The sequence below is a fragment of the Alistipes sp. AM16-43 genome, assembly GCF_003435745.1.
Lineage (GTDB): Bacteria > Bacteroidota > Bacteroidia > Bacteroidales > Rikenellaceae > Alistipes > Alistipes onderdonkii.
Window position 1 is genome coordinate 65,882 of record NZ_QTUQ01000006.1, and the last position, 14,665, is coordinate 80,546.

Annotated in this window: 23 protein-coding genes; 8 read left to right on the plus strand and 15 right to left on the minus strand. The window is 48.2% G+C overall.

Translation table 11 applies throughout. The features are described 5' to 3' along the window. Positions 1 to 4: 4 nt before the first annotated feature. The 5 genes from DW189_RS11560 to DW189_RS11580 all read right to left on the minus strand — a co-directional run bounded on the left by DW189_RS11560 (position 5) and on the right by DW189_RS11580 (position 3,052). Complete coding sequence (locus DW189_RS11560) at positions 5 to 496, minus strand: hypothetical protein (protein ID WP_117508293.1); 492 nt, start codon at positions 494 to 496, stop codon at positions 5 to 7. Next, positions 493 to 1,407, minus strand: a complete 915-nt coding sequence (locus DW189_RS11565; protein ID WP_117508294.1) for a hypothetical protein — start codon at positions 1,405 to 1,407, stop codon at positions 493 to 495. Before DW189_RS11565 ends, DW189_RS11560 begins: the two co-directional genes overlap by 4 nt. Before the next feature lie 11 nt (positions 1,408 to 1,418). Further along, complete coding sequence (locus tag DW189_RS11570; RefSeq protein WP_117508295.1) at positions 1,419 to 1,922, minus strand: hypothetical protein; 504 nt, start codon at positions 1,920 to 1,922, stop codon at positions 1,419 to 1,421. Between the two features lie 71 nt (positions 1,923 to 1,993). Then, complete coding sequence (locus DW189_RS11575) at positions 1,994 to 2,695, minus strand: hypothetical protein (RefSeq protein WP_117508296.1); 702 nt, start codon at positions 2,693 to 2,695, stop codon at positions 1,994 to 1,996. A gap of 12 nt (positions 2,696 to 2,707) precedes the next feature. Then, positions 2,708 to 3,052, minus strand: coding sequence for a hypothetical protein (locus tag DW189_RS11580; protein ID WP_232045550.1), 345 nt, complete (start codon positions 3,050 to 3,052; stop codon positions 2,708 to 2,710). On the opposite strand from DW189_RS11580, the gene DW189_RS11585 reads away from it, so the two are divergent. The 8 genes from DW189_RS11585 to DW189_RS11615 are packed head-to-tail and all read left to right on the plus strand — an operon-like array spanning position 3,033 to position 6,147. Continuing rightward, positions 3,033 to 3,569 (plus strand): exonuclease domain-containing protein, encoded by a 537-nt coding sequence (locus DW189_RS11585; protein WP_117508297.1) that lies wholly within the window; start codon positions 3,033 to 3,035, stop codon positions 3,567 to 3,569. The genes DW189_RS11580 and DW189_RS11585 overlap by 20 nt on opposite strands. Positions 3,570 to 3,573: 4 nt before the next feature. Further along, positions 3,574 to 3,864: a hypothetical protein gene (locus DW189_RS11590; RefSeq protein ID WP_117508298.1), complete on the plus strand. Its 291-nt coding sequence runs from the start codon at positions 3,574 to 3,576 to the stop codon at positions 3,862 to 3,864. A 20-nt stretch (positions 3,865 to 3,884) separates the two neighbouring features. Then, positions 3,885 to 4,367, plus strand: coding sequence for a hypothetical protein (locus tag DW189_RS11595; protein ID WP_232045547.1), 483 nt, complete (start codon positions 3,885 to 3,887; stop codon positions 4,365 to 4,367). Further along, positions 4,345 to 4,500: a hypothetical protein gene (locus DW189_RS14470; protein WP_162508156.1), complete on the plus strand. Its 156-nt coding sequence runs from the start codon at positions 4,345 to 4,347 to the stop codon at positions 4,498 to 4,500. The genes DW189_RS11595 and DW189_RS14470 overlap by 23 nt, the downstream gene beginning before the upstream one ends. Before the next feature lie 4 nt (positions 4,501 to 4,504). Continuing rightward, entirely contained in the window at positions 4,505 to 4,795 is a 291-nt protein-coding gene (locus tag DW189_RS11600; protein WP_117508300.1) for a hypothetical protein, read from the plus strand. Then, positions 4,792 to 5,247: a lysozyme gene (locus DW189_RS11605; RefSeq protein WP_232045546.1), complete on the plus strand. Its 456-nt coding sequence runs from the start codon at positions 4,792 to 4,794 to the stop codon at positions 5,245 to 5,247. The genes DW189_RS11600 and DW189_RS11605 overlap by 4 nt, the downstream gene beginning before the upstream one ends. A gap of 20 nt (positions 5,248 to 5,267) precedes the next feature. Next, positions 5,268 to 5,471: a hypothetical protein gene (locus tag DW189_RS11610; protein ID WP_117508301.1), complete on the plus strand. Its 204-nt coding sequence runs from the start codon at positions 5,268 to 5,270 to the stop codon at positions 5,469 to 5,471. Continuing rightward, on the plus strand, positions 5,464 to 6,147 hold the full coding sequence (locus tag DW189_RS11615; protein ID WP_232045545.1) for a DUF6549 family protein: 684 nt from the start codon (positions 5,464 to 5,466) through the stop codon (positions 6,145 to 6,147). Before DW189_RS11610 ends, DW189_RS11615 begins: the two co-directional genes overlap by 8 nt. Here the strand turns inward: DW189_RS11615 and DW189_RS11620 are convergent. The 10 genes from DW189_RS11620 to DW189_RS11660 form a co-directional block, all read right to left on the minus strand. Beyond that, positions 6,070 to 7,461: a TolC family protein gene (locus DW189_RS11620; RefSeq protein WP_117508302.1), complete on the minus strand. Its 1,392-nt coding sequence runs from the start codon at positions 7,459 to 7,461 to the stop codon at positions 6,070 to 6,072. The genes DW189_RS11615 and DW189_RS11620 overlap by 78 nt on opposite strands. Next, complete coding sequence (locus DW189_RS11625; protein WP_117508303.1) at positions 7,455 to 8,117, minus strand: ABC transporter ATP-binding protein; 663 nt, start codon at positions 8,115 to 8,117, stop codon at positions 7,455 to 7,457. Before DW189_RS11625 ends, DW189_RS11620 begins: the two co-directional genes overlap by 7 nt. Further along, positions 8,110 to 8,898, minus strand: coding sequence for an efflux RND transporter periplasmic adaptor subunit (locus tag DW189_RS11630; protein WP_141417977.1), 789 nt, complete (start codon positions 8,896 to 8,898; stop codon positions 8,110 to 8,112). The genes DW189_RS11625 and DW189_RS11630 overlap by 8 nt, the downstream gene beginning before the upstream one ends. Positions 8,899 to 8,946: 48 nt before the next feature. Beyond that, positions 8,947 to 9,195 (minus strand): hypothetical protein, encoded by a 249-nt coding sequence (locus tag DW189_RS11635; RefSeq protein WP_117508305.1) that lies wholly within the window; start codon positions 9,193 to 9,195, stop codon positions 8,947 to 8,949. Positions 9,196 to 9,206: 11 nt separating this feature from the next. After that, complete coding sequence (locus DW189_RS11640; RefSeq protein WP_117508306.1) at positions 9,207 to 10,457, minus strand: ABC transporter permease; 1,251 nt, start codon at positions 10,455 to 10,457, stop codon at positions 9,207 to 9,209. Between the two features lie 6 nt (positions 10,458 to 10,463). Continuing rightward, on the minus strand, positions 10,464 to 10,883 hold the full coding sequence (locus tag DW189_RS11645) for a DUF2059 domain-containing protein (protein WP_162508155.1): 420 nt from the start codon (positions 10,881 to 10,883) through the stop codon (positions 10,464 to 10,466). Further along, positions 10,880 to 11,059 (minus strand): hypothetical protein, encoded by a 180-nt coding sequence (locus DW189_RS14475; protein WP_162508154.1) that lies wholly within the window; start codon positions 11,057 to 11,059, stop codon positions 10,880 to 10,882. Before DW189_RS14475 ends, DW189_RS11645 begins: the two co-directional genes overlap by 4 nt. A 252-nt stretch (positions 11,060 to 11,311) precedes the next feature. Further along, positions 11,312 to 13,471 carry a peptidase domain-containing ABC transporter gene (locus tag DW189_RS11650; RefSeq protein ID WP_117508308.1) on the minus strand — a complete coding sequence of 720 codons (2,160 nt, stop codon included), beginning with the start codon at positions 13,469 to 13,471 and terminating at the stop codon, positions 11,312 to 11,314. Beyond that, positions 13,464 to 13,985 (minus strand): TlpA family protein disulfide reductase, encoded by a 522-nt coding sequence (locus DW189_RS11655; RefSeq protein WP_117508309.1) that lies wholly within the window; start codon positions 13,983 to 13,985, stop codon positions 13,464 to 13,466. The genes DW189_RS11650 and DW189_RS11655 overlap by 8 nt, the downstream gene beginning before the upstream one ends. Before the next feature lies 1 nt (position 13,986). After that, positions 13,987 to 14,622, minus strand: coding sequence for a hypothetical protein (locus DW189_RS11660; protein ID WP_117508310.1), 636 nt, complete (start codon positions 14,620 to 14,622; stop codon positions 13,987 to 13,989). Between the last annotated feature and the right edge of the window lie 43 nt (positions 14,623 to 14,665).

Consider the following 14,665-nt stretch of genomic DNA (forward strand, 5'->3'; position numbering starts at 1 on the left):
GGCGTCAGACTTCGATAAAGCGTACATAATACTGCCCAAACGCACAGTCGTTATCGTTGATCTCGGCGGCCAGTTCGTCAGGGGTTAGTTTGCGAACCTCGTAGAGTTCATCGTCGTCTTCATCATCGATGCTATGCAACGGGCCTTTCTCATACGCTGTGACGATCTGCTCGTCGGTAGCGTTGCGCGGCATCAGTTGGAAGGGCCAAATGAAGGCGAAGAGTTCTTTTTTGCCAGCATATTCTTCTGCCGCATTCGTTTCCACCACGTCAAGTTCGACCTCTCCGCATTTGTCGCACGTAGCGTCCGGATCGTCAAAAACGCAGAATACCTCACCCGTGTTAGGATTGATACGAGCATCGCAGGCCACATCCGTGCCGCCGCAAACGCTGCATGTCCACAAGGTCTTAGTTTGGCTCTTTTCGGGAGTTATATCCGTCATGGTCGATTCCAACTGGCGGAGGGTTTGTTGCATTTGTGTACTGGTAGAGTTCATCGCTTCTGTGTTTGTGTTAAATATTCATCAATGGATCGGTAGCGATCAGGAATTTTCGCGTTTTCGTTAAATTCATTCAGACAGTGCAGCAATGCCTTTTCGAGTTCGGTATAGCGGCGCGTGAAAGTCTGAATATTGTCCAGACAGTATGCCTTCACGGTATAACAGAACGGGGCGTACTGCCTGTCTCTCTCCTTACTGATTCGCGCGAACCACTGGAAGCGAAGCTGCACTTTGAAGCTGTCGCTTTCACCGGGCTTCATCAGGTGCTCCTCATCCAGAAGCCGTCGGACGAGCGCGGCATCGAGCCACCGATCGCAAGTCCGGTAGGACTTGATCCGGGACGTGTTGGTGGCCGCATATCGCTCAATTTTTTCCTGCGTTAGGCTGTGCTGCTTCGGGTAGAACTTCAGCACCTCTTCCGTGGTTACGGGAATACACTCCCCGTCGATCTCGATCCGGTAGGTTCGGTTCTCCAATACTTTCTGGAATTCGAAGTGCTGGCATCCGACGAGGGTAAAGCCTCGCTCGGAATCGGGGTCGGGTACGGCGAGAGCCTTCAGCGCATTGATGTCGCGGCATACAGCAACGGTGTCCGATCCGCCGACCGTATTCTCCGATCCGCCGATACGGATGTATGCCTGTTCGCAGCCGCCATAATCACCGGTGCGAACGACTTCGCACCGGACGAAATTGGGCACGGTGCGGTGAGTGGAGATATATTCGGTCCATATCCTGTCAATATTTGATTTGACCTGATCGGGATCGGTCAGGATCACGTTCCCGCAATCATCGCATTGCCCGTCGGAAAGGGCGCTATACCCGAACTCGATAAACTCTTTCGTGTTGGGATCGATGACGGCGGCACACCGAATCTGCGTGCCGCCGCAAATACTGCATAATATACTCATCGGTGCAGGGATTAAGCGTTTCTCACCAACAAACAGAAAGCATCGAAGAGTTCTACGACACATAAATCGGCAACCGGCACCGTCCGTTGTCTGTCGTCGCCGTAATCCAGCCGGGCGTAAAGAGTGCCATCGCACACAAGAAATCCGTAAACGCAGCAGACGTCGTGGTCTTCGTCGCCGATACGAACCGAATTCCCTTCGGCCTCGAAGGCTTGGTTCTCGAATTGGGCGACGAGTTCCTGCATGTGCTCCACCAGTTCCTTGTCGCGTATACTGTTGCGGTGCTCCTGCATGGCGAGCTGCTCCCGATCCACAAAGGATATCGGGAATACGATAGTGAGATATTCGGCCGGAGAATCCCATGTATCCTCTCCATTGCCGATAAGGATACTGCATTCCTGTTCTGGTTTGCCGGCATTGAGTTTGTCTTGAGGGTCGAGTACGTCGTACTCGCCGGACTTTTCATGAATCGGGTCGTTCCACCAGACCCGCTGTCCTTTTTTGAATGTTTGCATATTTTTCGGTTTTAGTTGAAATTAGGTCGTGCCCGCTGCACGACGTGCAGATAAATGTTCTTTTAACGAGATTATTCTTTCTCGGTAAGTTTAGCGCGCAGAACTCTGACCAGGGCGAAACAGCCGTCGAGTTTCGGGCCGCACTTGCCACTCGTACGGGTGTAGCTGATACTGTTCAAGGAAAGTTCTTCCACACACCTGCGCAAAGTTCCATGCGTGCGAAGCGATACGGGAACCTGCAGCTGTTTGCATAGGCAGATAAAGTCTTCGCAGGGGATAAACTCCCCAGCGACGAACCGTTCCCCTGCTTTCCGCAATCGCTCCTGCTTCCGTTCTTCGGCTTGCCGTCGCTGTTCCTCTTTGCGGCGTTTTTTCTCCTCGTCCTCTTGCCGCAGGCGCTCCCGGTACTCTTCTCGATAGCGGATCAGGGGCTCCGCATCGAGACCAAGCTCTTCGTAGATACGCACGAACAGGAGCTGCAGGTGTTGCCCCTCCTGCATGGTTCGTTCGACAATCTGGTGGAAAACCGCAAGGAACTGCGCTCCGGCCTCGGCTACATTTTGGCCGGCGAGGACTCTTCTGCTGTAGGCGGCGTACTCGAAGAAAACATTGTCCAGTTGCAGGACGATGGCGATCTGATCGTCCTCTTCGTGGTACGGATCTTTGCTTTTGAGGTAGGTATATACGCCCTCGCCGACTTTTTCCAGCTCGGCACAATGCCGGACGACCTGATTGAGTTTCGAGTGGCTGTAAGATAAAAATTTCGTTTTCATAGGATCGGTTTATTATTCGGTTTCGTCGGGGATTTCTTTCCCCGTGTAAGGATTGTACAAAGGAGTGTTGCCGACCGCCTCAGCATCGATGGCAAAAGCTCCGAGACTAACGTCATAGAAGAGTTCCAGTTTCTGCGGTGTCGAAGCCACGAACTTCTCGGCCTCCTGTTGCGACAGACCCGCGAGCATCAGGCTCTTGACACGGCGGCGGAACATTTCGGGATTGATGTCGGGTGTCGTTCCAACCTCGATGACTTCGCCGACTTCATCGTTGATAGCGAGCCGGTCGGGATCTGGGTCATCGTTATCCCGGTAATTGTCGGGAACATTGCGTCCGATGAGAGAATGGGTCTGCACATCTTCAGCAGAATATACGCTCGACACCACAGGAATCACGCTGGAGCAGCTTCGGCGCGAGGGAGCCGACCTGAAGACGGTGGCCAATGAAGTAATCGCTTTTGCCGTAAGGAATACCCTCACCAAAGGCCCGCAGTACAAACCTGTGCTGATCGGCCAGAATATCCCTTTCGACATCGGTTTCCTGCAACAGATGATGGCCTATGCCGGTCTGATGACGCAGTTCGCGCAGGCGTTCGCCGGCACGGTGGATTTCTATGGCAACTTCCAGCCCCGGTATATCGACACGCTCGACCTGGGGCACATGGCCTTCGCGCGTGATCCGTCGGTCGGGTCCTACAAACTCGAACTCATTGCCGAGCGGCTGGGAGTGGAACTCGCAGATGCCCACGATGCCGATGCCGACGTTACGGCCACACGTGAGGTAGCCGCACTATATGCCGCACGGCTGGGCTGTGCGAACGGTGCCGCCGGCACACCGCAGGCCGAGAAAACACGTACCCATTTTAAAATCTGAAACGATGGATAGTAACGAACTGACAAAGAGTGTGACCTTCCGCACGGACGAGCGCATGACCTACGGTGCGATGAACTACGACGGCACGGAGCTGATGGCCGTGATCTCGGGCTACGACCTCGATATCCGTTTCAACATGCGGCTGATAAATTCCCTTGCCGATGCCGAAGCTGCGGCCAACGCCCTTGCCGACGTCTTTTACGAGGTGCTGATGGAGCAACTGCTGGCGCAGAAAGCATCGTTTGCTCAACAACCTACCGTACAAACGCCTATTCTTCCCAAAGAGACACCATGAACGAAGATACACAACAGAATATGGAACTGACCGCACAGGAGGAGGCTTTCTGCGACCTCTATGTCCACGGAGGAATGGAGTTCGCAGGGCAGATCCTCAAATGCTACCGTAAGATCTTCGGCGGCACCGCATCGATGCGGGATTCGGCACAGGCCCGCAGCCTGCTGCTCCAGCCCCGCGTGATGGCCCGCGTCAAGGAGATGATCTCAACGGAACAGTACGAGATGGAGACGGCCGCCGTGAAGCTCCAGGTCGGCGAGACCCTCAAAGCCGTAATGGCCGAGGCTGCGACACAGAACTACCTCGACCGTTTCGGGGCGCCGCTCTCTCCGGCGCCCCTGCGGGCCGTGTCGGTGAATGCCGCCAAGGCCCTGATGGAACTTTACCCGATCAAACATGCTCAGGAGAGCCGCCTCCGCATCGAGGGCAGCGACGGCAACATCGTCTTCAACGTTATCGTACCTCAAACCGCACCCGCACATGCCCAGGAAGAAGATCGATAGGCAGGAGGTCGCCTTTTGGGTCTACATGGCACTGCTGGTCGTCATGGCGGCGTATGGCCTTTGGAACAGCGCGGCTGCCGAGCCGCTGATCCGCGTCCTGCGGGATGCTTTCTCGCTGATAATTCAACAATAATGCTATGGAACCTTTCAAAGAATTTATCCTCCGCAACTTCAAGATGCTCTCCGTTATGCTGTCGTTTATCGTGACGATCTACATTCAGCATGTGGGCAACATCGCCCGGATAAACGAGCTGACCGTGCGCTGCGATAATCTCGAACTGCGTATCAAGAACCAATACGAGAAGATTGACGCCATCAAACTCGACAAGGCCGTATTCGAGGCCACGATGACGCAGCTCGCGCTCATGCAGTCCGATCTGAGGGAGATGCGGGGCGACATCCGCGAACTACTGATGATGCAGAAATGATACGTCGTATTATTCTCTGTGCCGCACTCGTCTTATCCGCAGGGGCGCAGGCGCAGGATCGCTTCGAGCAAGCCGTAGCCCTCATCAAACAGGCGGAGGGAATGCACTCGGCACAGCATCACCCTTATGTCGGTTACGGACACCGCCTACGGCCCGGAGAACAGTTTACAGCCGGAATAACCGAAGAGCGGGCCGACTCCCTACTGCGGAGTGACCTACGGCAGAAGTGCCGGGTATTCCGCCGCTTCGGAAGCGATTCGCTCCTGTTGGGCGTGCTGGCCTACAACGTTGGCGAATACCGGCTCTTAGGCTATGGAGAACATCCCAAAAGCCGGCTGATTGAAAAGCTCGAAGCCGGCGACCGGGATATATACGGGGAGTACGTCTCCTTCCGCAAATACAAGGGCAAGGTGCTGCCCAGCCTCGAACGCAGGCGCAAAATGGAATTTTAACTTTTATACGAAAAATAAACATGGACAGACACATCACAATCGTACCCTCGGAAGGGCTTGCACGTATGCGCCTCTCGGGGCTGGCAGGGCGCGAGGCCGTCATCGTCGAAGACCTCACCGCCGAGGATCGCAACGACAAGGGATATATGGTACAACTTTACCATCCCTACATGGACGAAACACTCTGGTACATTCCTGCAGAATCCGCAGGCCGCTATGAGTAGGCTGCTCACACGCTTTGCCGGGTACGCCGTACTGGCGCTCTGTCTGGTCGTATATGTCCAGCACTGGCGCTCGGTACGGCTTAAGGCCGATAGGGATCGCCACCGCCAGAACAGCGAGGCGCTGCTTTCAGACGTGCGGAGATTCCGCATCGACTCGGCGACGACAGCTGTCGATGTAAAGGCCCTGCGGCTCTCGGTGGATGAGTTCGAGCGGTATCGGGCCGGGGACTTGGCGAAGATAAGGGCCATGGGCGTGAAGATCCGCAATCTCGAAGCGGCGGCAAAGCATCGGATGGAAGTTGCGGCACCCATCGACGCTATTATACGCGATACGATAATTGTCCGCGATACCGTCCCGGTAGTCGCGCAGCGGGTCGAGATGCTTACCCCGCATATCCAGATGCGGGGCGTCATAGAGGGCGGTAGGCTGTGGGGCGAGATTCGGGTTCCGGTAACGCTTCGACAGGCCGTATGGGTCGAGTATAAAAGACGGTGGATATTCTGGAAACGCGTGAAAGCAGTACATCAGACCATATCCAGTGACAATCCCTATGTTCAGATTAAATACTCTGAATACATCTTGCATCGGAAAATGAAATCACTTGAGGGTGATGGGTTCCCCCATGTAAAAATTGAGGATTTGTTTTCTCATGATATATTCATATTTTGCTTGTAAAAGCTGCGACTTCGCTTTCATCATATTATCAACTGCTATTTGATAATCGACATAAGTTGCGGCCCCCACATCGAGTTTTTGTTGTACATACCGAAACGACTCTTCGTTCGTTTCCACATTGGCTTCTGAAGAATAGTATTTTTGTAAAGCAGTTCTGGCGTCGATCACGGATTGCTGAACATCTTTATCCAATTGTTTTTGTGCGAGAAGTAAATTATATTCTGCTCGTTGTTTCGAAATGCGACTCGTGCGTACTTTATTTTTGGCTTGCCGGGAGTTGAAGATGGGAATATTCAGACTCAAAGATATATAAGAGCTGGCATTATCACGTATTTGATCTATAAATGGATAGTTGGCATAAAGCAGGTTGTTGTTTATATCAGTTATCGGGTTACCATTTGCATCGGTACGCATCTTCTGGCGCGCATCGGAGAAACTGCTCCCGTAACCTCCAGTTAGGGATAAAGTAGGCGACATAGTGGCTTTGGCAATACTTATATCTTTCTCTGCAACACGTATATCTATTTGTGCTTTTCGGATTTGTGGTAACATCACGACCGATTTCCGCACTTCCTCGAAATCGAACGAGTGTTGCTCTGCCGAAATGACAACATCATCAAGAGAAATGGCTCTGAATAATTCGTAATCACCTATTTCAAGCATCTGACAAATGTTCAAAGCTGCGGTTTCTCTGCTATTTTGGGCGCCAAGCAGCTCTCCTTGGGCATCAGCAATCTGAGCTTGTATCTGGAGTAACTCACCCAGCGTTATTTTCCCCGCATCCACTAATTGTCGTGTCTGCACCTCCTGAGTTCGCAACAAGGTAATTTTACTTTCGACGATCCGAATGTTTTCATCGGCGAGAAGAACATCCAAATAGGCGGCTGTAACATTTAAGGCGAGATCGTTTTTTGCTTTTTCAATTCCATTGAGTACCGATTGCAAATTGAGAGCGGCACGGCGCTTGGCATATAATTTTTTAAAACCAGCGAACAGTTCCGTAGATAGCGAAGCCGAAGCATTGAAATCCTGTACGGTATTGTTCTCGATAAATTCATAGGTCGTGGGGTCAAGCACCCGTCCCATGGAAAGGTTATAGCCGCTATTTACCCCCAACGACGGGATGTAGTCGAGTTTGGACTGTTGCAATGCAATCTGCGCATCCTGAATATCCAATTCCTGCTGTTTTATTGACACATTATGGGATTGTGCATGGGAGATACATTGCTCCAATGTCCATACGGTCTGTCCTTGCAAACGAAAGGTTCCAATCAGAAGGCCGACTACAACCAAACTACATATTTTTTTCAGCATATCACCCCATCTTTAATGTGAATTATCCGATCTGTTTTTTCAGCGATATACTGTTCATGAGTAACAATTATAACCGTAGTACCAAGATCTTGATTGATACCCTTTAATATACTCAACACTTCTTCTGAGGTAGAGGAATCCAACTGCCCCGTAGGTTCATCAGCCAGGAGAATTTTCGGATCGGTTATAATTGCTCTTGCAATCGCTACACGCTGCCGTTGTCCGCCGGACAGTTCATTAGGATAATGTGTCGACCATTCTTTCAGGCCAAGCCGATCGAGACACTCCATGGCCAATTTGTTTCTCGCCTGTTTTTTCTCACCCCGGTACAAAAGCGGGAGAGCGACATTTTCCACAATGTTTTTATAGGTAATCAAATTAGCAGACTGAAACACAAACCCCAGCATTCGGTTGCGATAATATGCTGCATCAATATCCGAAAGGTCTCGCATGAGTTTATCGTCGAGATAATACGCGCCCTCATCATAATTATCCAATAATCCGAGGATATTCAGAAGCGTGGATTTCCCCGAACCTGATGATCCCATTATGGATACGATTTCTCCATCTGAAACAGAGAGGTTCACCCCTTTTAGGACATCAAGACGGGTGTATTGCGTTGTGTACGATTTTCTGATATTTTTCAACTCAATCATCTGGGTCAGAATAATTGGTTATGACTTTCTCGTTAAGGGTAAGCCCCTCCACGATTTCAATCAGACTTCCATCGGAAATACCCGTTTTAACAAGCCGTTGTACCGGTTTATTCGTTAAGGAATCCAGGACATAAACGCAGATTGAATCCTGCCGGAATGTCAGGCACTTTTCAGGAAGTGTCAATACATTTTCCGCCTGCTGTAACAGCACCTCGGCAGTGGCGGAGTATCCGGAACGTATCACGGGCATTTTAGGGGTAATATCGAATTCTGCATCTACTGCGAATTTGACGATTCCGGTTGTTTCCGTACCCTTTGCTGCAATTTTCGTTACTGCCGCATCAACAGTTAATGAGTCGTAGGCGTTGAACGTGAGCCTCATTTTTGTTCCGAGGGAAATGTATTTGAGATATTGCTCATCAATTTGAGCCCGAAAGATAAAGCGATTCATCTCGGCAAGGACTGCGATCGTTGTGCCGACATTATAGTTATTACGCTCGATGATCGAAGAACCCACTTCGACAGGAATATCTATAATTATCCCATCAGTACTCGATTTGACCGTATTCGAGATGTCTTTGGAGGAAGCATAACCCCGACGAAGAATATTGAGTTGATTTTGTGCCGAACGATATTTTTCCTCACTTACAAAGTAAGCCTTTTCCGAAGCCTCCATATCCACTTTTGATATAGTTCGCTGAGAATAAAGCTGTTTGTTCCGCTCGTAGTCGATCTTTTGTGCTTCGTATTCGATACGTGTGATTTTAAGGTTATTTTCCAACTGTTCAATATCTGAAGAGTTCGGGACCAACCGGATTGTTGCTATTGGTCAGCCTTGATGCACTTCATCTCCGATTTTCACATAGAGTTCATCGATTACTCCCGAAAGTTGAGATTTTATTTCAATCTCTTTGATCGGATAAACACTGCCAGGGATGAAAAGTTTGTTTTCAACACGCTGTTTAGACGGACTTGTCGTTACGTAATATTTCCGATGTGAATCAGATATGACATTATAGGCTATGACGCCTACAACAACTAAAAAAACGGTAACAGCTATCGTATTAAAAATTTTCATATTAGTAGTGTTTATCCTCTGTTTTCATAGCGTATGGCATCGACCGGCATGATTTGAGCTGCCTTTATAGCAGGGAACAGACCTGCAATAATACCAGATAAAACCAGTACTAAAACGGCGAAAAGGATGATCGGTATATCGATTGAAGTTTGAGCCATAACAGATGTATCCGCCAAGGATTGAACAGCCAAATCGATTAAATAGAGAACGCCTGTACCCAGTATAATGCCTATAACCCCGGCCAGCATGGTAATGGTTACGGCTTCGGACAGCACAAGATTGATAATAGTCGTCGGCAACGCTCCGACAGCTTTGCGGATGCCGATCTCATTCGTACGTTCTTTTACGATGATTAACATGATGTTACAGATACCGACAATGCCGCTTAATAAAAAGCAAATGCCGATGCCCCAGATCAATATTTTCAGACCATTGAACAGACTTTCGAAACTCGAAGTCTGTGCTTCTATATTGGCGATGAAGACAGCTTGCGTATCCTCAATATCAAATCCGGATTTATAAGCAATATAATATTTTAGTTCGGTTTCGAATTTACGTGTGTCTGTCCGGGAATTAAGCATCATGCAGAAGGAATTGAAATGCGCATTTTTGGTAATATTGCGAGTAAAAGAGCCGAATGGAATATAAACCGAGTTGCGCTCCTGGATAGAAAAAAGATTATCGCTTTTCAACACCCCGACGATTTTGAAGATAGTCCCACCGATATTGACATTGCACCCCAATGAGCTTTTCTTGCCAAATAATGTCTGCTCAATACCTTCCCCGATAATAACGACATCACGTCCTTGACGGATATCGAATGCATTGAATAACCGGCCGCCGGATTTGGGCTGTAATAACTTGATATGAAAATAATCAGACTCCACACCGGTAATTGTAGCAAACGTATTTTTTTCTTTATAGGTTATACCCATATTAGGCTGCATAATTTCAGGCGATATAGCATTAATGGCAGCATATCGCTTATGCAAGGCATGGAGATACTCTTTGTCGAAAAGCACCTCCATACCTTCTTTCATATTCCTGTATTTCAGTGAAGTCCGGTTGCCGTAAACATACATACTCTTTTGGGCGAAGATGTCGAACATACTCATTACGCCGTTCTGAAAACCTTGCCCCACACCGAGCAGTATGACGAGAATAAAAATACCCCATGCAACCCCGAATCCGGCCAAAATCGTTCTAATTTTATTTTGGCGGATGGAATTGAAAACCTCCCGGATAGCTTCGGACTGAAACATAACAGGTTACTTTGCCGCGGTCTGGATTGCAGATTGCAGCCACATTCCCCATTGCTGTCCTACCTGCGTCGATTCAACGGCGATCTTGGGTTGTGCCCCGGAAATTCGTTTCCCGGCAGGAGTTTGATAGAATTTATTAATCTCTTTCAGATCCTCCAGTGTAATATTTTTCTGGTAAACGGGAGTCATCAGATCGACCAACTTGTCGAATGCCTGCGTGCGGATTTCCGCTTTCTTTTCTGCCGGAATGCCGCCCGCCATCATGAAGAGCTGGTTGACCATCGTGTCGAACGAAGCCGTCGAGCCGCTGGATTCCATGTAGGTGCGAAGTTCCTGCTTATAAGCCTCTTTAGTGGTCTGTGCCCTGGCAGCCGTACAGACCATGGAGCCGATTGCAATAGCAATCAGAAAAATAAACTTCTTCATTTGGTTCGCAATTTTTGATAAAGTTCTCTTCCTCCAATAGCAATGAATCCAATACCAATGCACAAAATGATTAAGCCATCTTTTTCTGCAAATTGTTTGCATAAAACAAAAATGGCATAAAGGGTTGCACTAATCCCAAAAAACAACGCTATTAAAGAAAATAAGTAGCGTACCATTTATCTCGCACAATCCATTACGCCTGCCATAGAACTTGCTGCTGCAAAAGTAAATTCTGCAGCAGCCCACCATGTGAACGGGTTCGACATACATGCTAAGGCACTTCCGCACAGCACAAGCGTACCTGCAAGCCCCCATGCACAAGAGGAAGACATACTTCCGTTGACGTTCTGCATCTGTTCAAAACTTAAAGTTTTCATAATACGTAAAATTAAGAAATTAATATTGTAGGAGTTTTTTGACAGGCTCCATTAACTGTTTATCCAATAGTCGCTGTAAAAGTTTTTTGTCCGCATCATCTCCTCGTGTGTCCCCGCAGCTTGAATATGCCCGTCGGCAATAACATAAATGATGTCCCCGATTTTTTTTGCGGTTTCCAGACGATGGGTTACAAACACGATAATATGCTCGTTTTTAAGCTGCACCAACAGATCGCAGATAGTTCGTTCCGTCCTTCGATCCATTGCTGCCGTCATTTCATCGAGCAAAAGAATTTGCGAGGGTTTGTATAATGCGCGGGCAAAGGCGATGAGCTGCTTCTGGCCGCCTGACAGGTTGATACCTTCTTCTCCGACCTGTGTCATCAATCCCTGCGGCAACTCCGCAATAAACTTGTCGAGTCCGTAGTATTTGCAAAATTCGAAAACCTCGTTTATGTCTTTCGGAATAGCCCCGAAGCAGATGTTGTCGAGTACAGTTCCATTATAGATATAAACTTCCTGCGGGACGACGGAAACCATCTGCGTCCATTGTTCCGAAGAATAGGCTTCGATGTCTGTCTGGTCGAGACGGATTGTTCCGGTCTCTGGTGAATAGAATCGTTGAAGTATTTGACACAATGTACTTTTTCCGCAACCGCTTTCCCCGACAATACATGAAACTGCACCTCGCTCAAAGCGCATTGAGATTGTGTCAAGCAGTTTCTTGCGGCCGACAAAGCGAAATGAAAGTTTATCGACTTCCAACGAATGTACAGCATCGGGCATACTCACGCTATAATTCTCTTTTCCGGGTTCGTTTATTCCGACAACCTCGAACATGCGGTCGAAGGCGACCTTTGCCTCATTAATCGGGATCGTTATCAAAGCAAGACTTGCCACGGCCGGGAACAGCGAGCCGGTAATTCCAACAACCGCCATCAATTCGCCGATAGAAAGTGTATTGTTAAATACCTGAAACGAACTATACGCAATCAGTCCCAACATAATGACGACACTTGCCACACCAGAAAGCACCCCGATACGAATTTGCGTTTTCCCCAAATCGAAAACCTTTCCTTGAAAAACTGCATAGAGCAGTTGGTTGATCTTCTGGAAAATGGATTGCCGGTTGAAGTTCTTGATCGCCGCAATGCCATTGATCGTGCTGATAAAGTTGCTTTCCGTCATGGCATAACCTGCCATAACCTCACGCTGTTGAGCGATAATGGTCGCATTGTGTCGGTATATCACCCAGAAAAATACGGGCATACACAAAAAGGCGATCAGAGCGATCTGCCACGAGTAGATGGCAAGAAAGACAAGCGACACGACGACCATCAACACGTTGATAATCGTATCGCCAGCCAAAGAACTTATAACCGTCTGTATGCGTCGCGTATCGTTCAACCGGGCTACCATATCACCGATTTTCCGCATATCGAAGAATACTTTGGGTAGATTCAGCAACCTATTATAAAAGAAATCGATGATGCGGTTGTTGAAATCACGGCTCTGCGTGATGAGCAATTTACTGCGTAAGGCGCTGATAAATACCCGCGCTTGCAACAACACAAACACCAATACCAATCCGACAATCAGTTTACGTGTATCGTGCGCCGGAAGTACTTCATCGACCAATTTCTGCGAAAAGACCGCCATCACCATGCCCAGCACAGAAAGAACGATTCCGATGACTACACTTGCAGTAAGTATTCCGGCATCCTCACGCAGTAGGTTCTTCAGCCATTGCTGTTTCCGTTGGCGAATATCCGACTTTAGGGTAAATTTTTCAGTCGGCTCCAACAACAGACATTTTTTAGTCCAGATTTCCCCCAGTTTCTCCGGTGCGTACAACTCCACACCGCTCGCCGGATCGCCGATCACAAATTGTCCGTTTTCAAACCCGTAGCATACAATGTAATGCTCGAAATTATCGTCTATCAAAACAGCAAGGATCGTCGGTTTTCCATGCTCAATAAGATCCGTAATGCCGTTTGCCTCCGCTCCTTCAGCTTTAAACCCGATCGCATTTGCAGCTTGATAGAGTCCGAGCAATGTCGTTCCGGTCTGCGATGTACCGCTGATCTCCCGCAGGTGTTGAATCGTCGAATCTCCGCCGTAATAACGAATCAGCGATAACAGACAGGCGACACCACAATCCGACGAATCGTGCTGTTTGACGTGCAAGCTATGTATGTGTTTCTTATTCATGGCATTTAGCCAGGTATTGTTTGAGTTGATCTACGGCAACCGTTCCTTTATGTCGTTTCACGAGTTGCTGATTGCAGTCATATATAAAACTCATCGGTGGGGATTCCACGTCGAAGGTGATGAAAAAATCGAAGTTGGTGTCGAGCAACACCTTCGCATTAGGAATGGCGTCGAGCGGATGCTGTTCCAGAAACGCAGTCGTTTCCTCTTTTGAAGCGAACGTGACGAACAGCAGGTTCACATCGCCTAAATCTTTGTAATGTTTGATAAGTTCATCGGCTTCCATTCCACAAAAATCGCATTCCGGGTGAAAGCAGACGATGATGCTCGGCTTTCCGGTGTTCGCCAGCATTTTCGTATTATACGCAAGGCTATCCAATGTCAGCAATTCGACCTTGGGCAAAGATCGGATCGGAGCCAGTTTGCGGTTATACTTGACAATCTGAATGACGAAGAGTGCGACGATCGCCGTCGCAATCAGGGCAAGGGTTAGCAATATTATTTTCTTCTTCATTTTAGTTGGTCAGATAGAGCAGCAGGAACATCAGAAAAACGATATAAAACAGGTAGCCGACGCCATAAGTAGACAACACGAATTTGAATGAGCTCCAATAACCGCTTCCGCTTTGCACTGCCACCAATTTGGCCATAAAGAACCAATAGACTACCTCGAAAATATTCAGTGCGGCTATCGGCACCAACAGCCATTGTTCAGTGATATTCGGATCTACAAGGAAGGCTAATGAACAATATCGTCCCACTACCTCAGCTTGTTCCGCTCCAAACATAACAGCAATAGTACAGACCATTACGCTTGAAAGAATTAAAATAATATCCGATTTTAATGCGACATTCCAGCCATCTGCATATTTAATCTCCTGCTGACGTTCAATAAAAAAACTGCCGAGGAATAAACACATCCCAACTAATGAAACTCGGATCAACAAGATTGCAAGAGGAATCAGATACATTAGCCAACGGTGTTTGTAATAGCCCTCAAATATCTTAGCTTTTAGTGTCTCATCCACCATAGGCATATTGCTGAGGTGTGGTATAACAATATACTCTTGTTGAAGATATGTTATTATCAAGATAAAGCTAAAGAGAATAAATAGCATATTTAACGAGTAAACATTCAGGAATGTCTTCATATAATTCCGGATCAATTCATTGGATTTTTTAATTAACTGCTGT